This window comes from Xylophilus sp. GW821-FHT01B05, from assembly GCA_038961845.1.
Taxonomy (GTDB): domain Bacteria; phylum Pseudomonadota; class Gammaproteobacteria; order Burkholderiales; family Burkholderiaceae_C; genus Xylophilus.
Genome location: CP152408.1, coordinates 1,634,473 through 1,655,625, shown reverse-complemented (window position 1 = coordinate 1,655,625; position 21,153 = coordinate 1,634,473). Strand labels below are relative to the sequence as shown.

General features: G+C 65.6%; 23 protein-coding genes. 1 reads left to right on the top strand and 22 read right to left on the bottom strand.

The window, feature by feature from the left end:
• The first annotated feature begins 59 nt into the window (after nt 1-59).
• Nucleotides 60-1,097 (top strand): diguanylate cyclase, encoded by a 1,038-nt coding sequence (locus tag AAFF27_07795; GenBank protein ID XAH25082.1) that lies wholly within the window; start codon nt 60-62, stop codon nt 1,095-1,097.
• A gap of 173 nt (nt 1,098-1,270) precedes the next feature.
• On the opposite strand, the gene nagZ is transcribed toward AAFF27_07795, so the two are convergent.
• The 22 genes from nagZ to AAFF27_07685 all read right to left on the bottom strand — a co-directional run bounded on the left by nagZ (nt 1,271) and on the right by AAFF27_07685 (nt 21,142).
• Entirely contained in the window at nt 1,271-2,329 is a 1,059-nt protein-coding gene (gene nagZ, locus AAFF27_07790; GenBank protein XAH25081.1) for a beta-N-acetylhexosaminidase, read from the bottom strand.
• A complete protein-coding gene (gene acpS, locus AAFF27_07785) occupies nt 2,326-2,730 on the bottom strand; it encodes a holo-ACP synthase (GenBank protein XAH25080.1) in 405 nt (134 codons plus the stop codon). The genes nagZ and acpS overlap by 4 nt, the downstream gene beginning before the upstream one ends.
• Before the next feature lie 180 nt (nt 2,731-2,910).
• Nucleotides 2,911-3,669, bottom strand: coding sequence for a pyridoxine 5'-phosphate synthase (locus tag AAFF27_07780; GenBank protein ID XAH25079.1), 759 nt, complete (start codon nt 3,667-3,669; stop codon nt 2,911-2,913).
• Between the two features lie 151 nt (nt 3,670-3,820).
• Nucleotides 3,821-4,588: a DNA repair protein RecO gene (recO, locus tag AAFF27_07775; protein ID XAH25078.1), complete on the bottom strand. Its 768-nt coding sequence runs from the start codon at nt 4,586-4,588 to the stop codon at nt 3,821-3,823.
• Nucleotides 4,589-4,606: 18 nt separating this feature from the next.
• A complete protein-coding gene (gene era, locus AAFF27_07770; protein XAH26185.1) occupies nt 4,607-5,554 on the bottom strand; it encodes a GTPase Era in 948 nt (315 codons plus the stop codon).
• A gap of 110 nt (nt 5,555-5,664) precedes the next feature.
• Complete coding sequence (gene rnc / locus AAFF27_07765; GenBank protein ID XAH26184.1) at nt 5,665-6,348, bottom strand: ribonuclease III; 684 nt, start codon at nt 6,346-6,348, stop codon at nt 5,665-5,667.
• A gap of 20 nt (nt 6,349-6,368) precedes the next feature.
• The gene (locus tag AAFF27_07760) at nt 6,369-6,722 is read right to left on the bottom strand and encodes a DUF4845 domain-containing protein (protein XAH25077.1); all 354 of its coding nucleotides are present in this window, start codon (nt 6,720-6,722) and stop codon (nt 6,369-6,371) included.
• A 38-nt stretch (nt 6,723-6,760) separates the two neighbouring features.
• The gene (gene lepB / locus AAFF27_07755) at nt 6,761-7,738 is read right to left on the bottom strand and encodes a signal peptidase I (protein XAH25076.1); all 978 of its coding nucleotides are present in this window, start codon (nt 7,736-7,738) and stop codon (nt 6,761-6,763) included.
• A gap of 17 nt (nt 7,739-7,755) precedes the next feature.
• Nucleotides 7,756-9,564: a translation elongation factor 4 gene (lepA, locus tag AAFF27_07750; GenBank protein ID XAH25075.1), complete on the bottom strand. Its 1,809-nt coding sequence runs from the start codon at nt 9,562-9,564 to the stop codon at nt 7,756-7,758.
• A 479-nt stretch (nt 9,565-10,043) separates the two neighbouring features.
• Nucleotides 10,044-11,552, bottom strand: coding sequence for a DegQ family serine endoprotease (locus AAFF27_07745; protein ID XAH25074.1), 1,509 nt, complete (start codon nt 11,550-11,552; stop codon nt 10,044-10,046).
• 127 nt (nt 11,553-11,679) lie between these two features.
• On the bottom strand, nt 11,680-12,741 hold the full coding sequence (locus tag AAFF27_07740) for a MucB/RseB C-terminal domain-containing protein (protein XAH25073.1): 1,062 nt from the start codon (nt 12,739-12,741) through the stop codon (nt 11,680-11,682).
• 10 nt (nt 12,742-12,751) lie between these two features.
• Nucleotides 12,752-13,438, bottom strand: coding sequence for a sigma-E factor negative regulatory protein (locus AAFF27_07735; protein ID XAH25072.1), 687 nt, complete (start codon nt 13,436-13,438; stop codon nt 12,752-12,754).
• A 41-nt stretch (nt 13,439-13,479) separates the two neighbouring features.
• Complete coding sequence (gene rpoE / locus AAFF27_07730) at nt 13,480-14,106, bottom strand: RNA polymerase sigma factor RpoE (protein ID XAH25071.1); 627 nt, start codon at nt 14,104-14,106, stop codon at nt 13,480-13,482.
• Nucleotides 14,103-14,564: a hypothetical protein gene (locus tag AAFF27_07725; GenBank protein XAH25070.1), complete on the bottom strand. Its 462-nt coding sequence runs from the start codon at nt 14,562-14,564 to the stop codon at nt 14,103-14,105. Before AAFF27_07725 ends, rpoE begins: the two co-directional genes overlap by 4 nt.
• 20 nt (nt 14,565-14,584) lie before the next feature.
• Nucleotides 14,585-15,832 (bottom strand): beta-ketoacyl-ACP synthase II, encoded by a 1,248-nt coding sequence (gene fabF / locus AAFF27_07720; GenBank protein XAH25069.1) that lies wholly within the window; start codon nt 15,830-15,832, stop codon nt 14,585-14,587.
• 96 nt (nt 15,833-15,928) lie between these two features.
• Nucleotides 15,929-16,168: an acyl carrier protein gene (acpP, locus tag AAFF27_07715; GenBank protein XAH25068.1), complete on the bottom strand. Its 240-nt coding sequence runs from the start codon at nt 16,166-16,168 to the stop codon at nt 15,929-15,931.
• A gap of 119 nt (nt 16,169-16,287) precedes the next feature.
• Nucleotides 16,288-17,034: a 3-oxoacyl-ACP reductase FabG gene (gene fabG / locus AAFF27_07710; GenBank protein ID XAH25067.1), complete on the bottom strand. Its 747-nt coding sequence runs from the start codon at nt 17,032-17,034 to the stop codon at nt 16,288-16,290.
• Between the two features lie 39 nt (nt 17,035-17,073).
• Nucleotides 17,074-18,024: an ACP S-malonyltransferase gene (fabD, locus tag AAFF27_07705; protein ID XAH25066.1), complete on the bottom strand. Its 951-nt coding sequence runs from the start codon at nt 18,022-18,024 to the stop codon at nt 17,074-17,076.
• Nucleotides 18,025-18,093: 69 nt separating this feature from the next.
• Complete coding sequence (locus AAFF27_07700; GenBank protein XAH25065.1) at nt 18,094-19,095, bottom strand: beta-ketoacyl-ACP synthase III; 1,002 nt, start codon at nt 19,093-19,095, stop codon at nt 18,094-18,096.
• A 2-nt stretch (nt 19,096-19,097) separates the two neighbouring features.
• The gene (plsX, locus tag AAFF27_07695; GenBank protein XAH25064.1) at nt 19,098-20,156 is read right to left on the bottom strand and encodes a phosphate acyltransferase PlsX; all 1,059 of its coding nucleotides are present in this window, start codon (nt 20,154-20,156) and stop codon (nt 19,098-19,100) included.
• A gap of 106 nt (nt 20,157-20,262) precedes the next feature.
• Entirely contained in the window at nt 20,263-20,445 is a 183-nt protein-coding gene (rpmF, locus tag AAFF27_07690) for a 50S ribosomal protein L32 (GenBank protein XAH25063.1), read from the bottom strand.
• A 151-nt stretch (nt 20,446-20,596) separates the two neighbouring features.
• On the bottom strand, nt 20,597-21,142 hold the full coding sequence (locus AAFF27_07685; GenBank protein ID XAH25062.1) for a DUF177 domain-containing protein: 546 nt from the start codon (nt 21,140-21,142) through the stop codon (nt 20,597-20,599).
• Between the last annotated feature and the right edge of the window lie 11 nt (nt 21,143-21,153).

Here is a 21,153-nt window from a genome sequence, read left to right as displayed (position 1 = left end):
AGACAATCGCCGGGCCCGCTCCACCCCACCCTGCTCGCCGTCCATGCGGCGGATACGCCATGTGCTCTTCGCCCGTCATCGCGCTTGATCCCGCCGCGTCCGCCCCCGCGCAGGCCAGCACCTTTTCCGTGCTGGTGGTGGAAGACCACGAAACCACGCGCAGGCTGCTGGTCAAGGAACTGCAGCAGGCAGGCGTCGGCCAGGTGCTGGAGGCCGGCCGCGGCGACGAGGCGCTGGCGCTGTTCCGAGCGCACCGGCCCGATCTGGTGCTGCTGGACGTGGTGCTGCCCGAGCAGGACGGCTACTGGGTTGCGCAGCAAATGCGCGGCACCGAGAACGGCGGCGGCTGGACGCCCATCATCTTTCTGTCAGCGCGCGACAGCGACCTCGACCTCTGGCGCGGCATAGAAGCCGGTGGCGACGACTACCTCACCAAGCCGGTCAAGCCCATCGTGCTGCGCGCCAAGCTGCATGCGATGCGGCGGCTGGTGGACATGCGCCGGCGCCTCACCACGCTGTCGGAAGAACTGCACACGGCCAACCGCCAACTCAACCAGATGGCCGAGCACGACGCCCTCACCGGCCTGCTCAACCGCCGCGGTTTCGACCGCGTGCTGCACCAGGAGATCGCCGCCGGCTGCCGCGAAGGCACGCCGCTGACCTTGATGCTGTGCGACCTGGACTACTTCAAGGCCTACAACGACCGCCTGGGCCATGTGCAGGGCGATGTCTGCCTGCAGCAGATCAGCCGACTGCTGAACGAGGTCTGTGCCCGGCCGCGCGACGTGGCGGCACGCTATGGCGGCGAAGAATTTGCGCTGATCCTGCCCAACACGCCACGCTCGGGCGCCATGACCTTTGCCCGCGCCCTGGCCGAGGTGCTGCGCCGTGGCGCGCTGCCGCACCCGGACTCCTCCCTTGGCGGGCTGGTAACCCTGTCAGGCGGCATCACCACCTGCGTGCCCGGTGCCGGCACCAGCGCCGAGGCCATGGTGATGCGGGCCGACGAAGCGCTCTACGCTGCCAAGGCGCAGGGACGCAATCGCTTCTTCAGCTTTGAGATGCAGATGGACACGCTGGAGCAGCGACAACATTAGGCTCCCCCCAGGCGACGCACTTCGTGCCTTCGCCATCCCCTCCGGGGGCAACACCGGCGGCCCGGAAAAGCCGGTTCCGCCGTGTTCTTGGTTGGGGGGCTCGCCCAGAAGAATTTTGGCTAAATATGGCTTTAGCCCTTACTACACCTGGGCTTTATGCTATCAATATTGCATCAAGGCAGCAGCGCCAGCGCCTGCTGGTAGGCCGGGTCGTACATCAGCTCGTCCCAGCCTTGCGGCACGGTCTCAGGCAGCAGGGCCAGGCGGCGCGATTCTGAGCGGGCATCGGGCTGCCAGCGGCCGGCCCGCTGGGCTTGCGCCAGGCCGTCGATCAGCTCGTCCACTGCCTGGCCATCGCCCAGGCTCTGGTTGCACAGCAAAACCAGATCGCAGCCGGCCTGCAGTGCCGCCAGCGCGGCGTCGGCGTAGCTCACCAGCGCACCGTCGATGCGGCGTGCGCCTTCCATGCTCAGGTCGTCGCTGAAGATGGCGCCCAAAAAGCCCAGGCGGCCGCGCAGGATGTCTTGCAGCCATTTTTCAGAGAAGCCGGCCGGCCGGGCGTCGACCTTGGGGTAGATGACATGCGCCGGCATCACGCTGGCCAGGCTGGTGGACAGCCAGTCGTAGGGCGCGGCGTCGTCGGCCAGGATGGCCTTCAGGCTGCGGCGGTCTACCGGCACCTCGGTATGCGAATCTGCCTTGACAAAGCCATGCCCCGGAAAGTGCTTGCCGCAGCTGGACATGCCGGCGCGCAGCAGGCCGTGCACCAGGCTCTTGGCCAGCAGCGCGGCTACGCGCGGGTCGCGGTGGAAGGCGCGGTCGCCGATCACACCGCTTTCGCCATAGTCCAAATCGAGCACCGGGGTGAAGCTGAAGTCCACGCCGCAGGCGCGCAGCTCGGCCGCCAGCACATAGCCCGTGGCCGTGGCGGCATTGGTAGCGGCCATGGCGTCGCGCATCCACAGCTCGCCCAGCGCGCGCATCGGCGGCAGATGCGTGAAGCCGTCGGTGCGAAAGCGCTGCACGCGGCCGCCTTCGTGGTCGACGGCGATCAGCAGGTCGTCACGCACGGCCTTGATGCTGGCGGTGAGCGCCAGCAACTGCGCGCGGTCTTCCCAGTTGCGCGCAAACAGGATCACGCCACCGACCAGCGGGTGGGCCAGGCGGCGGCGGTCGGCGGCGGTGAGCGCGGTGCCGGCGATGTCGATGATGAGGGGAGCGTGTTCGGTCATGGTGCAGGGGGCGTTTGTTCAACCACCACAAAGGTGGCGGCGTAATCGGTTTCGTCGGTGACGGTGACGTGGGCGTGGAGGTGGCGCGCCTCGAACCATTCCTTCAGCGCGCCGTGCAGCACGATGGCCGGCTTGCCGCTGGGCTGGTTGACGATCTCGCATAGGCTCCAGGACATGGGCGACACCATGCCCAAGCCAATCGCCTTGCTGAAAGATTCCTTGGCCGAGAAGCGCGTAGCCAGGTAGCGCAGGCCACGGTCCGGCCAGCGCGCGCTGCGGGCGCGCCAGGTGGCCATTTCCTGCGGGCCCAGGATGCGCTCGGCAAAGCGCTCGCCGTGGCGCTCGAAGCTACGGCGAATACGGCGGATATCGCAGATATCCGTGCCGATGCCATAAATCATTTGGCCCCCCGGCTTGCCACTACGTGTGCTTCGCCACCCCCCAAGGGGGAGGCGCGGCTCGCCTTGGGGCGGCCCGGCGGCGGCTTGGCGTTGGCCCCCTGGCTTTTCACTACGTGTAATTCGCCCCCCCCCAAGGGGGAGGCGCGGCTCGCCTTGGGGCGGCCCGGCGGCGGCCGCATATCACGCAAACGCTTCATCGATGCACCGCTGGTAATCACGCACCGCCGCCGCATAGCCCAACTCCATCGCATCGGATATCAGCGCATGGCCGATCGAGACCTCTTGCACACCCGGCACGGCGCGCAAAAAGTCGGCCAGGTTATTGCGGTTCAGGTCATGACCTGCGTTCAGGCCCAGGCCGGCGTCCTGCGCGGCGCGGGCGGCATCGGCAAACTGCGCCAGCACGGCGGCCTGCTGCGGCGTGCCCCAGGCGCGGGCGTAGCTTTCGGTGTACAGCTCGACCCGGTCGGCGCCGATGGCTTTGGCGGCAGCCATGGCGGCCGGCACCGGGTCCATGAACAGGCTGACGCGCACGCCCAGCGCATGGCATTCATCGACCAGCGGGCGCAGGCGCACGGCGTCGTCGGGAAAGCTCCAGCCGTGGTCGCTGGTGGGCTGGTCCATGCTGTCGGGCACGAAGGTGGCCTGGTGCGGGCGCACCGTGCGGATGAAATCCATCAGGTTGTGGAACGGGTTGCCTTCGATGTTGAACTCGGCCTGCGGCCAGTCCTTGAGCAGCGCAGCCAGATCGCCCACGTCGTGCGCGCGGATATGGCGCTCGTCCGGCCGCGGATGGATGGTGATGCCCTGGGCGCCGGCCTGCAGGCACAGCTCGGCAGCGCGGGTGACGCCAGGCAGGCCCACGTCACGCCGGTTGCGCACATAGGCCACCAGGTTGATGTTGGCAGAGAGCTGGGTGCGCGGGGTGCGGGTGTTCATAGCAGTTGTCCATTGTGCTGCGCACGAAATCCAAAATCAGAAGGCCGCGGAGCAGGCCAAGCGCAGACATCCGCGGAACCGGCTCCGCCGGGCCGCTGGATGTGCCCCCTTGAGGGGGGTTGGCGGAGACGCGAAGCGCGCAGCCTGGGGGTCATACCATGCCTTGCAGGTCCACCATCATCTGCCGCGTGCGCAGCGTGGCGACGCCGCAATGGTAGTGCAGCAGTTGGCGCAGTTGGGGCTTGAGCTCTGCCGCTGCGGGCGCAGCGGCACGCAGCGTGGCAGTGAAGGTTTGTGCATCGTCCAGCCCGCGCTGCAGCGCCTGCCACTGCGCGCCAGTGAGCGCGGCGCGCTCGTCCGGGCCGGCCTCGCCCAGGCCGCCTTCGGGCGTGAGCGCGTAGCGCGCGGCGGCGGTCAGCGGTGCCTGGGTGGCGGTCTGCAGGCTCAGCGCCGGCAGCAGGCCGATCTCGCGCAGCAGCAGCAGCTCGAAGGCGCGTAGCACCGGCTGCAGCGCCTCGCCGTGCTCGGAGGCCAGCACCCGCACCACCATGCCGTAGGCGTCGAACAGCGCCGGGTGCGCATCGTCGCGCGCCAGCAGGCGGATCAGCAGCTCGTTGAGGTAGTAGCCCGACAGCAGCGCATCGCCGCTCGGCATGACGTGGCCGCCGGCCCATTCGGCGCCCTTCAGGGTGTGGATCTCGGCGCCCTCCCCGGCCGCGGGCGTCCAGGTCAGGCGCAGCGGCTGCAGCGGCAGCAGCACCGGGCGAAAGTTGGAGCTGGGCTTCTTCGCCCCCTTGGCCACCAGCGTCACCCGGCCATGCGTGCGGCTGAAGGTGTCGAGGATCAGGCTCGACTCGCTCCAGTTGTAGTGGTGGAGGATGAACGCGGGCTCGTCCGAGATACGACGGGCAGCGGCCATGTCAGGCGAAAGACGAGATCACTCGTAGCCAAAACTGCGTACGCGGGCTTCGTCATCGGCCCAGCCAGAACGCACCTTGACCCACAGCTCCAGAAACACCTTGCAGTCCATGAGCTTCTCCAGCTCCTGGCGGGTTTCGGTGCCGATGCGCTTGAGGCGTTCGCCCTTGTCGCCGATCACCATGGCCTTGTGGTTGTCGCGCTCGACCACGATGGTGGCGGCGATGCGCAGCATGCGTTTGTGGCTCTTGCTGGCCTCTTCCTCGAACTTGTCGATGACGACGGTCGAGGTGTAGGGCAGCTCGTCGCCGGTGAAGCGGAACAGCTTCTCGCGCACGGTTTCGCTGGCCAGGAACTTCTCGCTGCGGTCGGTCAGCTCGTCCTCGGCATACCACCAGGCCTGCTGCGGCAGGTACTTGGAGCAGATGCCGAACAGGCGCTCGATGTCGCCCTTGCTCTTGGCCGACATGGGCACAAATTCGGTGAACGGATGGCGCTCTTGCATGCTCTTGAGCCAGGGCGCGATCTCTGCGCGGCGATGCACCATGTCGAGCTTGTTGGCCACCAGCAGCACCGGGATGCCGGGCTTGAGCAGGGACAGCACCTTGGCGTCGCCCAGCGTGAAGCTGCCGGCCTCGACCACAAACAGCACCAGGTCCACGTCGCCGATGGCGCCCATCACCGTCTTGTTGAGCGACTTGTTCAGCGCCGTGTTGTGCCGCGTCTGGAAGCCGGGCGTGTCAACAAAGATGAACTGCGTGTCGCCCTGGGTCTTGATGCCGGTGATGCGGTGGCGCGTGGTCTGCGCCTTGCGCGAGGTGATGCTGATCTTCTGCCCCACCAGCGCGTTCAGCAGCGTGGACTTGCCCACGTTGGGCTTGCCGACGATGGCGATCACGCCGCAGCGCTGGGCCTCGGGCGCCACGCTGGCGACGCTTGCTGCGCCGGGCTTGGCCGCCGCCAGCATGGCGTCCAGAGATGCGTTTTCCGCATTTCCTGGGGCTGCCATTTTTTGGTCAATTTCGGTTGAAGCCGGCGTATCGCCTGGGCCTTCAGCTACTTTTTTCGCAGCGTCATTCATGAGTTTTTCGCTTTCAGGTAGGCCAACATGGCGGCGGCGGCGGCTTGCTCGCCCGCTCGGCGCGATCCGCCGATGCCGCGCTCGGCGTGGCCGAGTTCGACGACCTCGCATTCCACATCGAAGGTCTGGCGGTGCGCAGCGCCCAGGGTGGCAACCACGCGGTAGGCAGGCAACTTCATTTTGCGACCCTGCAACCACTCCTGCAACTCGGTCTTCGGGTCCTTGTCGGCGGCCTGCATCTGGGGTGTGATGTCGACGTCGGCAAACAGCCGGTGCACCAGGTTTTCAGCGGCGGTAAAGCCGGCATCGCGGTAGACCGCGCCGATGATGGCCTCCAGCGCGTCGGCCAGGATGGAGGGGCGGCGCGGGCCGCCCGAGCGGGCCTCGCCCTCGCCCAGGCGCAGCACATCGGGCAACTGCAGGTCCAGCGCGATGCGGTGCAGCGTCTCTTGCCGGACCAGGTTGGCGCGCACGCGCGACAGATCGCCCTCGGCCAGCGTGGACAGCCGGCTGTAGAGCAGGTCGGAGATCGCCAGGTTGAGAACCGAGTCGCCCAGGAATTCCAGCCGCTCGTAGTGGTCGCTGGCATAGCTGCGGTGCGTGACGGCACGCAGCAGCAATTGGGGATCGGAGAAATGGTGCTGCAGGCGGTCCTGCAAGGCGGCCAGGGCCGCGGAAATGGAAACTGCCACTCTGTCTGCTACTTGGAACTGCCGGTGTAATGCATCAGCAAGTAGGCCGGGCCGACCAGATGGAATTGCTTGCTGTAGTCGAAAGAGACGCGGTAGCCATCGCCCACGCGCGTGATCTCCAGGTCCTTGCCGGACACCGAGCTGATGTCGTCGATGGCGCCGGCGCGCTCGAAGTCGGCGCGGATCTCAGCCACCGAGCCCTGCCGGCTGGCGCGCTGCGCCGCCTTGCTGATGGCCTGGAACTCGATCGCGCTGGGCACGACCTGCATGCCGATGAGCACGGCACAGAGGCCGACAACCACAACGATGACCAGACCAAGAAAGCCGATGCCGCGCTGGCGCTGAAGGCTGAGGGTTCGCATGCCGGTTCTCCGCAAAAGTGAAGAGGAAAGGTCGCGCATCAATTGAAGCCGCCGATGCGCTTCAGGTTACTGAAATTCATCCAGACAAAGAAGGCCTTGCCGACGATGTTGGCGTCTGGCACAAAGCCCCAGTAGCGCGAGTCCAGCGAGTTATCGCGGTTGTCGCCCATCATGAAATACTGGCCCGCCGGCACCTTGCAGGTCACACCCTCGACGGTATAGCTGCAGTTGTCGCGGAAGGCAAAGTTGGATGCGCCGGGCACATAGGCCGGGCGGTCGGCGTCGGTGATGATGCGGTGCTTGTGCTCGCCCAGCTGCTCCTCGAACTGCTTGAAGTAGCGCATCGCGTCTTCCTCGAAGAACTCGCCCGCCGCGCTGGTCGCCACCGGCTGACCATTGATCGTGAGCCGCTTGTTCAGGTAGGCCACCTCGTCGCCCGGCACCCCGACCACGCGCTTGATGTAGTCCATGCTGGGCTGCGGCGGATAGCGAAACACCATCACGTCGCCACGCTGCGGCGGCGTGCCTTCGGTGATCTTGGTGTTGATCACCGGCAGGCGGATGCCGTAGTGGAATTTGTTGACCAGGATCAGGTCGCCCACCAGCAGCGTCGGGATCATCGAGCCCGACGGAATCTTGAACGGCTCGAACAAGAAGGAGCGCAGCAGGAACACGATGGCGATCACCGGGAACAGCCCGGCCGTCCAGTCCAGCCACCAGGGCTGCATCAGGATGCGGCCACGCGCCTGCTCCAGGTCGGCGGCCTCGGCGCCATCGACCTTCTTGATGCCCTGGCGCGTCAGCTCTTCGCGGCGCGCCACCATCGAGGCCTCCAGCGCAGCGGCGGCGCGGCGGCGGCGCGGCAGAAACGCAAAGCGCTCACCCAGCCAGTACGCGCCGGTCACCAGCGTGGCCAGCAACAGCAGCAGAGCGAAATTGCCCTCGATAGCGCCAAAGTACCAGGCACCGACGTAGCCGACAAACGCGGCCAGAATCACGGAAGTAAGGAACTGCATGGGATTTTTCTTGTGGATCAGTCTTCGACCTGCAGGATGGCGAGGAAGGCCTCTTGCGGCACTTCGACCGAACCGATCTGCTTCATGCGCTTCTTGCCGGCCTTTTGCTTCTCAAGAAGTTTGCGCTTGCGGCTGATGTCGCCGCCGTAACATTTTGCCAGCACGTTCTTGCGCAGCGCCTTGATGGTTTCGCGCGCAATGATGTTGGCGCCAATGGCGGCCTGGATCGCCACGTCGTACATCTGGCGGCTGATGATCTCGCGCATCTTGCCCACCACGGCGCGGCCGCGGTACAGACTCTGGCTGCGGTGCACGATGATGGACAGCGCATCGACCTTCTCACCGTTCAGCAGGATGTCGACCTTGACCACGTCCGACGCCCGGTACTCCTTGAACTCGTAGTCCATCGAGGCATAGCCGCGGCTGACCGATTTGAGCTTGTCGAAGAAGTCCAGCACGATCTCACCCAGCGGCATCTCATACGTGAGCATCACCTGGCGGCCGTGGTAGGCCATGTTCATCTGCACGCCGCGCTTCTGGTTGGCCAGCGTCATCACCGCGCCCACGTGCTCTTGCGGCATATACAGGTGCACCGTCACGATCGGCTCGCGGACTTCCTGCAGCCGGCCCTGGTCGGGCATCTTGGACGGGTTCTCGACCATCATGACCTCGCCGTCGCCCTTGACCACCTCATACACCACGCTGGGCGCGGTGGTGATCAGGTCCTGGTCGAACTCGCGCTCCAGCCGCTCCTGCACGATCTCCATGTGCAGCAAGCCCAGGAAGCCGCAGCGAAAGCCAAAGCCCAGCGCCTGCGACACCTCGGGCTCGTAGTGCAATGAAGAGTCGTTGAGCTTGAGTTTCTCCAGCGCGTCGCGCAGCGCGTCGTACTGGTTGGCCTCGGTCGGGTAGAGCCCGGCAAACACCTGCGGCTGGATTTCCTTGAAGCCCGGCAGTGCCTCGGTGGCGGGGCCGAGGTTGTTCGGCAGCTTCTTCTCCAGCGTGATGGTGTCGCCCACCTTCGCCGCCTGCAGCTCCTTGATGCCGGCAATGATGTAACCCACCTCGCCCGCCTCCAGCGATTGCCGCGGCTCGTTGGCGGGCGTGAACACACCCAGGTTGTCGGCGTTGTAGACCGTCTCGGTCGCCATCATCTTGAAGCGCTCACCGCGCCCCAGGCGGCCGTCGACCACACGCACCAGCATCACCACGCCAACATAGGTATCGAACCAGCTGTCGACGATCATGGCGCGCAGCGGCGCGTCGGGCTTGCCCTTGGGCGCCGGGATCTTGGCGACGATGGCCTCCAGGATCTCGTCGATGCCCATGCCGGTCTTGGCCGAGCACGGGATCGCATCGCTCGCGTCAATGCCGATCACGTCTTCCACCTCGGCCTTCGCGTTCTCTGGATCGGCCTGCGGCAGGTCCATCTTGTTGAGCACCGGCAGCACTTCAACGCCAAGGTCCAACGCGGTGTAGCAGTTGGCCACGGTCTGCGCTTCAACACCTTGCGAAGCATCGACAACGAGCAACGCGCCTTCACATGCAGACAGCGAGCGCGACACTTCATACGAGAAGTCGACGTGGCCCGGTGTGTCGATCAGGTTGAGGTTGTAGACCTGCCCATCGAGTGCCTTGTACTGCAGCGCAGCGGTCTGCGCCTTGATGGTTATCCCACGCTCTTTTTCGATGTCCATCGAGTCAAGAACCTGCGCTTGCATGTCACGTTCTTCGAGACCACCGCAGCGCTGGATCAAGCGGTCTGCAAGGGTCGATTTGCCATGGTCGATGTGCGCAATGATCGAGAAATTTCTGATGTGGTTCATCAACGGGAACACTTAAGTGATTGAATTTATTCGGAGCGCACAAAGAAAAAAGGGCGCGTCGAGTGGTGACGCGCCCTGAACCAACAATCTATGGCAACTGCGATAGTTGGAGCTTCATTGTAGGCAAAAAGGCCAAAACGTACAGCGGAAAGCGGGCCAAAAAAGGGCGGTTGCACGCTGGCAACGGAAAATCTATCCACAATTTATCCACAGTTTGTGCAAAAGCCTTTCTGGACAAGTTGTGGGTGATCTGTGGATCGCCTGTGCACGGTTTGGGGTCTGTACAGAGGGCAATCTCGGGGTCGCCGGCGGCGCCCAGACAAGTGCAAAAGCGGCGTGATTCTAACCTTGTGAAACGCCGGCCAGAGATTGAAGTTAGCACCTGCAAACTTCAATTCACGACCAGCGGGCAGGGTTGAAAAGACCTTATCCGCCAGATTTGACCCGGGTTTTATGCCCGCTTATCGCCCCCGCCCCGCTCAACGCACCGGCCGGATCAGGGCGTACTGCGCCCATTCACCACGGCGCACCAGCACATTGACCGGCTTGCTGCGGTCCAGCTTGGCCACGATGGCCTCGAAGGACTTGACGCCGGTGACCTCGGTGTTGGCCACCGCCAGGATGACATCGCCCTCGCGCAGGCCGGCGCGTGCAGCGCCCTCCACGGCGGCATCGACCCGTACGCCGCCCTTGAGCTTGAGCTCCTTCTTCTGTGCCGCGCTCAGGTCGCTCACGGCCAGGCCCAGCACCTTGCCGGCGCTGGAGGACTGCGGTGCCGCCTCCTCCTTCTCTGCGGGCTTGCGCGCCGCCGGCTGGTCTGACTCGACCTCGGCGATGGTGATGGCCAGGTCGCGCGTGGCGCCACGCCGGAACACCGTCAGCGTGCTCTTGGTGCCAGGCTTGGTGCTGCCGACCAGACGCGGCAGATCGCTGGTGCGCTCGATGGTCTTGCCGTCGAACTTGAGGATGATGTCGCCCGCCTCCACGCCTGCCTTCTCGGCCGGGGAGGCGCTCTCGACGCCGCTCACCAAGGCGCCCTGGGCCTTGCCCAGCCCGATGGATTCGGCCACGTCCTTGGTCACCTGCCCGATCTGCACACCGATGCGGCCGCGCGAGACGCGCCCGGTCTGGCGCAGTTGCTCGCTGACGTTGATCGCCTCGTCGATCGGGATCGAGAAAGAGATGCCCATGAAGCCGCCCGAGCGCGAGTAGATCTGGCTGTTGATGCCGACCACCTCGCCGCGCATGTTGAGCAGAGGCCCGCCGGAATTGCCCGGGTTGATCGCCACGTCGGTCTGGATGAAGGGCAGGTAGTCGCCGGTATCGCGCTGCTTGGCGCTGACGATGCCCGCGGTGACGGTGTTCTCCAGGCCGAAGGGCGAGCCGATGGCCATCACCCATTCGCCCACCTTGAGCCGGCCCAGGTCACCAATCTTCACCGCCGGCAGCCCGGTGGCGTCGATCTTGACCACGGCGACATCGGTGCGCTTGTCGGCGCCGATGATCTTGGCCTTGAACTCGCGCTTGTCGGTGAGCGTGACCATGACCTCGTCGGCGCCATCGACCACGTGCGCGTTGGTCATCACGTAGCCGTCGGCCGACAGGATGAAGCCCGAACCCACGCCGCGCGGCTGCTCTTCTTCAGGCTGCGGGCGCTGGGGCCGCTGCTGGCGCGGCGTATTGGGCATGGGGATGCCGAAGCGCTTGAAGAATTCGCGCATCTGATCATCCGCCGCCGTATCGTCGGAGCCCGAGCGTGCCGCGACCTTTTCCAGCGTGCGGATATTGACGACCGAGGGGCCGACCTGCTCGACCAGGTCGGTGAAGTCCGGCAAGGCCCGGACCACCGGCGCGGCAGGAGCCGCAGGAGCCTGCTGGGCCGCCGCAGGGGACGGCGGCAGCAAGGCCAGAACCGATCCCAGCGCCAGCGCACCGGCCGCACCCACGCAGCCTTGCAGTTTGCTCTTCAAGCCATCGTGCAACAACATCTTCTACCTTTCAGACAGGAAGCCCGACCGCAGCCGGGCAACGACAAAAACAACAGATATGTGAAACGGATTGCGGCGAAAGGTTCAACGCCGCGAGCCCGGTGCAGGCGCTACAGCCCGCTACCGGTCAAGGCCGGCGTTCAAGCGACTGGGCAAAGGCCTGCAGCGTCGCCACGGGCACTTCGCCCACCGCCGTCAGCCACCAGTCACCGGCGATGCGCTGCGACAGCATCTGCGTGACGCCGACGGCCACCTGCGACTCCTGGCGCGGCTGCGGCCCATAGGGCTCGATGAACAGCGACACCGTGGCCAGGCCATCGGAGAAGATCCAGTGCACCGTGCGCGACACCGAAGGCGCCGTGCGCCGGTAGCAGCTGACCGGCTGGAAGCCGGGAATCGGGTCCTTCAAGCTCCAGCCCTCGTCGGCGCCGGTGGTCTTGGTCACTTCCAGCCGCTCGACCTTGTAGCCGGCGGTGTTGTTCATCATGCGGACCAGTTGGTCCATGCGCAGCGGCGCGCCCATGTCCAATTCAGAGAAGGCCGCCTGCTCCAGCACCCGGCCATCCGCCGCCAAGGTCTGCAGTTGCACCACCAGGCCCGACTTCTTCTCGGTCCAGAGGCGGTAGCCATAGCGCATGCCATCCTTTGGCACGACCTGGACCACATCGGTGTCGAGGCCCGCCACCCGCTGGCCGCCCAGCACGCGCGCGCTGTAGAGGCCCGCTACCGAGGCCTCGCCCACGCGCAGCAGGTTGGGGAACAGGCCAAAGGAGTCGCGGCGCTCGGAGCGCGCCAGGCGCAGCTCGGGCAGGAAGGTGATGACCTCATCGTTGCGCCGGAAGGTCGAACGCGGCGTCCCGGTCAGGGATTCGACGCGCTCGGCCTGCTGGTTGCCCTCGCACACATGCCAGATGCGGGAGCTGGACATGCCGCCATTGGCCGACAGCACGACAAGCGTGCCCACGTAGGAGCGTTTTCTGGAGGCTTCATGGCCACGGATCAGCCACTTGACCACGTCGCCTTCGTCACCGGCCCGTGCTGCGGGCGCAGCCTGGGCGACCGGCCCGGGATCGGGCGCAGCCGCCATCGCGGGCTCGCTGCCGAGCAGCAGCCCCCCAGCCAGCACGGCACATGCAAGCTGCGGCAGCCGTGTCGGCCATACGAAGGAAAGCGACAGCAGATCCCGCACCCTGGCAACCTCAGCGCGCCCGGCCTTCGAAGCTGGCATTGCGCACAAAGCCCGGCGCGGTCTGCAGCGTCGCGCCGCCCACGGCCTGGTTGTGCGCGGCCAGGAACTCGTCCAGGCGCGGGTTGCGCAGCATGACCTGCGGCGCCGTGTCATTGCCAGCCAGCACGAAAGACGGCACCGGCGTGTTGCCCGGGCCAGCCAGGGTGGCGACCGCCTGTTGCGGCGGCGTGCCACTGTCGGCCTGCTGGGCCACGACGGCCGCCGCTGGCACCTGCGCCAGCGTGGCACCGGCCGGCGCAGCGCCGTCCAGCGTTGCAAAGGAATTCCAGCCAATGGCCGCCACCGCCGCCAGCGAGGCGAAGCCCGCCACCATCTTCCAGCGGAAGCTGTCATGGTTGGCCGCCTCACGCACGGGCATGGCCTGCGCCACAGGCGCCAGTTCGACAGCCTCGGCGCGCACCGGCGGCGGCTCGGCGGCAAGCCGCGCCTGCAGCCGGTCGACAAAACTGCGGTCGGCCGCGCCCTGGGCCAAATCGGGTGAGCGCAGCACGTCGCCAATCAGGTGGTAGGCATGCCACTGATCGCGCGCCGCCGCATCGCGCCCAAGCCGCTCCACGGCGCGCGCGAAGGCATCGCCCTGCAAGGCGCCGTCAGCCAGTGCAGAAAGCTCTTCAGATTCGTTCAGCATGTCGTTCATGGTTGTCACCTGTCAGCCGCAGCATTCATGCAATCGTCAGATCACCACCGCTTGCCGCTCTGGTTTTCCAGAAGCGGCTTGATCTTGGCGGAGATGGCTTCGCGCGCACGGAAAATCCGCGAACGCACCGTACCTATCGGGCAATTCATGGCTTCCGCGATCTCTTCGTAGCTCAGGCCTTCGATTTCGCGCAGTGTCACGGCCTGCCGCAGATCTTCTGGCAGGGCCTCCATCGCGGCATTTACCGTCGCGGCGATTTCCTTGGCTGCCAGCACCGTTTCGGGGGTTTCGTCGCTGGTTAGTTCATTGCCGACGAAGGAAGTTTCATCATCTTCGCTGCCGCCGCGCATCGCGTTCTCGGAAATGACCGGATTGCGTTTGAGTTCAACCAGCGCCTTCTTGGCCGTATTGACGGCAATTCGGTAGAGCCAGGTATAGAACTGGGCTTCGCCACGGAATTGGTGCAGCGCACGATAGGCGCGGATGAAGGTTTCCTGGGCGATGTCCTCGACCAGGTCGACATCGCGCACCATGCGGCCGATCAGCCGCTCGATACGCCGCTGGTACTTGGTGACCAGCAGCCCGTAGGCCTTCTGGTCACCCGCCACCGTGCGCTCGACCAGCATCAGGTCGGCGTCGTTGGGGGTCATTGGCTGCGGCGTGGTCATGGTGCGGGCTGCCCCGCTGGCGTGCCTGCATTGGCAGTGCGGGCGTGCAGCGCGCAACGCAAAGCGTGCCACCGGCCCGGCAAGGCGCTGTGCTCCAGCCATAGCCAGACGGCTTTGCCGCGCGCGGGCACAAAGCGGGCCAGCACCAGCGTCTGCAGGTCCAGGTGCACGGCCAATACGCCTTCAGGCAAGGCCGGCACCGATTGCGCGCTGTCCCAGCGCCAATGCTGGCCATCCCAGCCAAGCTGACCGGAGGGCGTGGCCCTCCAGCCGCGCAGTCCGGCCACGGCCGTGGCCAATAACAGACAGGCTGCCAGGGCTTGTGCAGGCCCGAAGACCGGCGCGGCCAGCATCCAGCCCAGAGCCGAGACGGCGCCAAGCAGCCATAGTACAGCCTGCAATGCGCCGGCGCGCCTGGACCGCATTACCGGGTAGCGGACCGCGGGCGCCGTATGCATGGAGGGGTAATGGTCCGCGTTCAGGCCAGCCGCTTGAACACCAGCGTGCCGTTGGTGCCACCGAAGCCGAAGTTGTTCTTGACCGCAACATCGATCTTCAGATCGCGTGCCTCATTGGCGCAGTAGTCGAGATCACACTCCGGGTCCTGGTTGACGATGTTGATCGTCGGCGGGCTCTTTTGGTGGTGAATCGCGAGCACGGTGAACACCGATTCGATGCCGCCCGCGCCGCCCAACAAGTGGCCGGTCATGGACTTGGTCGAATTGACGACGAGCTTCTTCGCGTGATCGCCAAAGGCGAGCTTGACCGCGTTGGTCTCGTTGAGGTCACCGATCTGTGTCGAGGTGCCATGCGCGTTGAGGTACTGGACCTCGTCGGCGTTGACGCCGGCATTGGCCAGTGCCATGGCCATTGAACGGCGGGGGCCGTCGACGTCGGGCGCCGTCATGTGATACGCGTCGCCGGTCAGGCCGAAGCCCGAAACTTCCGCGTAGATCTTGGCACCGCGCGCCTTGGCGTGTTCGTACTCTTCGAGCACCAGCACGCCAGCGCCCTCGCCCAGCACAAAGCCGTCGCGGTCTTTGTCCCACGGGCGCGAAGCCGCGGCGGGATCGTCATTGCGGGTGCTCAGCGCGCGTGGCGCCGTGAAGCCGCCAATGCCGAGCGGGGAAATGGTCGACTCGGCACCGCCCGCGATCATCACGTCGGCATCGCCGTACTCGATCATGCGTGCCGACGTGCCAATGGCATGAAGGCCGGTGGTGCAGGCGGTCACGACGGCGATGTTCGGGCCCTTGAAGCCGTACTTGATCGAGACATGGCCCGAGATCATGTTGATGATCGATGCCGGCACGAAGAACGGCGACACGCGGCGCGGGCCGCGAGCGACCAGTTCGCCATGCATCTGCTCGATCAGCGGCAAGCCGCCGATGCCAGAGCCGATGTTGCAGCCGATGCGCACCGCTTTTTCATAGGGCAGCGCCTCACCGGTCGGCAAGCCGCTGTCCTGCACCGCCTGGATGGCGGCGGCAAGCCCCAGATGAATGAAGCGGTCCATGTGACGCGCTTCCTTCTCCGAGATGTATTGGGTGATGTCGAAACCCTTCACCTCGCCGGCAAACTTGCAGGCAAAGGCACTTGCATCGAACGCGGTGATGTTCGCAATGCCCGACTTCCCGGCCAACAGGCTGGCCCAGGATTCGGTTGCGGTATTTCCGACAGGAGCGATGCAACCGAGTCCGGTCACGACAACGCGGCGTTTGGTCATGCCGGCAAACCTTTCTGGAAGCGCTGAACAGTGGCTGGTCGGCGCGTGCGGTTTGGAATAAAGCCGCCGCCCGCAGTCGCAGTGTCAGCTGGCCGATCAGGCCTTTTGATGGGTGTTGGCGTAGTCGATGGCGTTTTGCACCGTGGTGATCTTCTCGGCGTCTTCGTCCGGGATCTCGATGCCGAATTCATCTTCAAGGGCCATCACCAGTTCGACCGTATCAAGCGAGTCGGCACCCAGGTCGGCGACAAAAGCCTTTTCGTTGGTGACTTGCGACTCTTCAACGCCAAGTTGTTCGGCAATGATTTTTTTGACACGTGCTTCGATATCGCTCATGGTTCCCTCTGAGGGTTGTAAAGAATGAGTCCGGATTTTAGCTGGCCGGGCTTTGCAGCCTGTCCCAGCAGCCGTCCGGACGGAAACGGCAAGGTGAGTGGAGAAAAAACGCTGCGGCCTCAGGCCATGTACATGCCGCCGTTGACGTGCAGCTCTTGCCCCGTCACATAGGCGGCCTGCGGGCTCGCAAGGTAGGCCACGGCATGCGCCACGTCGGCCGGCTTGCCCAGGTGGCCCAGCGGGATCTGCCCGAGCAAAGCCTTTTGCTGCGCCTCAGGCAGGCCTGCAGTCATATCAGTATCGATGAAACCCGGTGCCACGCAGTTGACCGTGATGTTGCGCGAGCCAAGCTCCTTGGCCAGCGCACGGGTCATGCCGGCCAGGCCGGCCTTGGCGGCGGCGTAGTTGACCTGCCCCGGATTGCCAGCGGCGCCCACCACGCTGGTGATGCTGACGATGCGGCCATAGCGCTGCTTCATCATGGGCTTGACCACGGCGCGCGACAGGCGGAAGACGGCCCTGAGATTGGTGTCCATCACCGCGTCCCAGTCATCGTCCTTCATGCGCATGGCCAGCGTGTCGCGGGTGATGCCGGCGTTGTTGACCAGGATCTGCAGGCTGCCGTGTTCGGCGATGACCGCATCGACCAAGGCGTCGACCGCAGGTGCGTCGGTGACGTCGAGCCGCACACCGAGCCCGCCATGGGCAGCCAGCGCCGCACCGATGCGGGCTGCGCCTTCGTCGGTGGTGGCAGTGCCAATCACCTTGGCGCCGCGTGCAGCCAGCTCGGCCGCGATGGCGGCGCCGATGCCGCGCGTGGCGCCGGTCACCAGGGCCACCTGGCCGGCATAGAGAATTTCAGACATCAAAGCCTCTTGAATAAGTTTGGCGGCGGGGCTGCCGGCTCAGGCCAGCAGGGCCCGCACTTCGGCCAGCGTGGCCGGATCGTAGAGCGCTGCGGCGCTCAGGGCCGGGTCGATGCGCTTGGCCATGCCGGCCAGCACCTTGCCGGGACCACATTCGACCACATGCGTGATACCGCGCTGTTGCAGCGCCTGCACGCACTCGACCCAGCGCACCGGGCCGAAGGCCTGGCGGTAGAGCGCCTCGCGGATCGCGGCCGCATCGGTCTGCACCGCAACGTCGATGTTGTTGAGCACCGGAATGCGCGGCGCGGCAAATGCCGTGTCGGCCAGCTTGGCCTTGAGCTTCTCGGCGGCGGGCTGCATCAGGCTGGAATGGAAAGGGGCGGACACAGGCAGGGGCAACGCACGTTTCGCGCCAGCGGCCTTCAGGACTTCGCAGGCCTTCTCGACCGCGGCCTTGCTGCCGGCGATCACAGTCTGCGCCGGGTCGTTGAAGTTCACGGCCTCGACCACTTCATGGCCAGAACCGGCCAAAGCCGCCGTCACCTCTTGGCATCCCGCTATCACTTTGGAAGCATCCATGCCCAGGATGGCGGCCATGGCACCAACGCCCACCGGCACCGCCTCTTGCATGGCTGCGGCACGGAAGCGCACCAGCGGCGCGGCCTGGGCCAGCGTCAGCACGCCAGAGGCCACCAGGGCCGAGTACTCGCCCAGCGAATGGCCGGCCACGGCCGCAGGATCGGCACCGCCCTCGGCCTTCCAGGCACGCCAGGCGGCCACGCCGGCCACCAGCATCACGGGCTGGGTATTGGTGGTGAGCGCCAGCGCCTCTTTGGGGCCTTCACGGACCAGGCGGGCGATGTCCTCGCCCAGCGCATCAGAGGCTTCACGCAGTGTCTCGGCGACGGCCGGGTGATCGCCCCAGGCGTCGAGCATGCCGACCGACTGCGAGCCCTGGCCAGGAAATACGAAAGCGAACGAGGTCATGCGTGTTTCTATGGATTGCAGAATATTGAAGAAATACGGCTCTAGCCCATACTGGGCGCCGGCTTCTAGCTACAAATTAAGGAGCACCGCACCCCAGGTGAAGCCGCCACCGACGCCTTCGAGCATCAGCGTATCGCCTTCGCGCACCTTGCCGGAGCGCACCGCCACATCCAGCGCCAGCGGGATCGAGGCGGCCGAGGTATTGCCATGCTGGTCTACCGTGACCACCAGCTTGTCGAGCGGCAGCTTCAGCTTCTTGGCCGTGCTCTGCATGATGCGGATGTTGGCCTGGTGCGGGATCAGCCAGTCGATGTCGGCCTCGGTCTTGCCGGCCTTGGCCAGCGCGGCATGGGCCGCCTTCTCCAGCACGCCCACGGCCAGCTTGAACACGGCCTGGCCGTCCATCTTCAGCAGCGGATCGCCCAGGATCTGGCCGCCCGCCACATTGCCGGGCACGCAGAGGATGCCGACATGGCGGCCATCGGCGTGCAAGTCGCTGGCCAGGATGCCGGGCGTGTCGCTGGCTTCCAGCACCACGGCGCCGGCGCCATCGCCAAACAGCACGCAGGTGGTGCGGTCATTGAAATCAAGAATGCGCGAGAACACTTCGGCGCCGACCACCAGGGCACGGTTTGCCGCGCCGGTCTGGATCATGGCGTCGGCCACGGTCAGCGCGTAGACAAAACCGCTGCAGACCGCCTGCACATCAAAGGCCGGGCAGCCCAGGATGCCGCGTGCGGCTTCAGAAGACTGGGCCAGCTTGTTCTGCAGGATGCAGGCAGTGGACGGGAACACCATGTCCGGCGTGGACGTGGCGACGATGATCAGGTCGATATCGGCCGCGCCCACACCGGCCGCCTCCAGCGCGCGCTGGCAGGCCTCGAACGCGAGGTCGCTGCTGCCCACGTCGGGCGCGGCGAAGTGACGCGCGCGGATGCCGGTGCGCTCGACGATCCATTCGTCAGAGGTCTCGACGCCGCGCTGTGCCAGTTCGGCGGCCAGTTCGGCATTGGTCAGGCGACGGGGCGGCAAGTAGCTGCCGGTGCCCCGGATCCGGGAATAACGTCTCATATTTATTTGTGGAGCACGGCGGCCGCGGCCTCGGCGGGCACTGCAGCTTCCTGCGCTTGCAGGAGCGGCGCGGCATGCGCGATGCGGGCCTGCACACGCTCAAGCAGGTGGTTGCGGGCGGCATCATACGCGCGGACCAAAGCCTGCTCGAACGCCACTTCGTCTGCCGAACCATGGCTTTTGAACACCAGCCCGCGCAGCCCCAACAGGGCCGCGCCGTTGTAGCGCCGGTAGTCCATGCGTTTTTTAAGCGCAGCAAGCACCGGATAGGCACAAATACCAGCAAGCTTGGTGAAGATGTTGCGAGAGAACTCTTCCTTCAGGAAACCCACGATGACCGAGGCCAGGCCTTCGCTGGCCTTGAGTGCGACGTTGCCGACAAAGCCGTCGCAGACCACGATGTCGACCGTGCCCTTGAAGATGTCGTTGCCCTCGACGTTGCCGGCAAAGTTCAGGTCACCGGCTCGGCCAGCCGCGCGCAGCAACTCGCCAGCGCGCTTGATGATGTCGTTGCCCTTGATGACTTCTTCACCAATATTGAGCAAACCCACCGTGGGCTGGTCGTCGTTCTTGAGCACGGAGCCCAGGGCTGCGCCCATGACGGCGAACTGCAACAGGTGCTCCGCCGTGCAATCCACATTGGCCCCCAGGTCCAGCACCGTGGTGGCGCCGCCCTTGGCGTTGGGCAATTGGGTGGCGATGGCCGGGCGCTCGATGCCATCCAGGGTCTTGAGCAGGTAGCGTGCAATCGCCATCAAGGCGCCGGTATTGCCGGCCGACACTGCAGCAGCCGCAGCACCGTCCTTGACCTGCTGGATCGCCACGCGCATGGACGAATCCTTTTTGCGGCGCAGCGCCACCTCGACCGGGTCGTCCATGGCCACCACCTCGGTGGCGGGCACGATACGGGCACGGGCGTGGGTAAAACCGGCGAGCTGATCGGGCAGGCCGACCAGCAACAGCTCCGCATCGGCGTGCCGATCGAGGAAATGCCGGCACGCGACCAGCGTAACGCGGGGACCATGGTCCCCGCCCATGCAATCCACAGCCAGTGTGATCATGGACGGTACGCAGCGCCGCGAATGCGGCCTGAAACAGTGACAGGCATCAAGACAAAGGCCCGTGCTACAAAAATAGTAGCACCGGGCCTTAGTGGTGCAGGCAGCGTCAGGCTTCGGACTTGTTCTTCAGCACCTGGCGGCCGCGGTAGAAGCCGGTTGGGCTGATGTGGTGGCGCAGGTGGGTTTCGCCGGTGGTCGGCTCCACTGCGATGCCCGGCACGTTCAGTGCGTTGTGCGAACGGTGCATGCCGCGCTTGGAGGGGGACTTCTTGTTCTGTTGAACTGCCATGATGAGGCTCCTGGAATCGGTACAGAGGTGAGTGAAATGCGCTTATGCCCGGCTTAAAGGCCTGGTCCACGGTACAAAACATGGGCCGGGCCAGCCCATTCGGTCAGTCACACAAGACGCCCAGGGATTCGCGCGAAGCCCTCGATTATAACTACTTCTTTTCGCCGGGCCGCAGATGGGCCAGCGCGGCGAAAGGATGGGGCTTTTCTGCATTGGCCGCCTCGAAGTCCGGATCGGACACCGACAGGGGCACATCGATAGGGCAGACCTCGTGCTGGGGCACTACGGGCAGGGCCATCAGGCACTCGTCCTCGACCAGCTCCTGCAGGGGGAAATCACGGCTGGTCACCAGCAGGTCTTCTTCCACCAGATCGTCCTCGGCCTCGGCGGCGGCCTCGTCGGCCACGAAGCGGAAGGAGCGCTCAAAGGACAGCGGCATATCAACCGGCTCCAGGCAGCGCTGGCAGGTCATGGACAGCACGGTGCTGCCCTCCAGATGCAGCCAGTCCTGCGGTGCGCCGCCAACCGTGCGCTGTTCGCCCACGGCAGTCCAGTGCACCGGGCGATCAGCGTCCTCGCCGGTGGTTTCTTCCAATAGGCGCGGGAACTTGCGCAGCGGCGCCTCGCCCTGCACGGTAGCCGCAGCTTGGGCAAAGGCCTGCACGTCCAGGTGGTCGGCGGCAAAGTCATTCTTCATCGGGCCAGTGT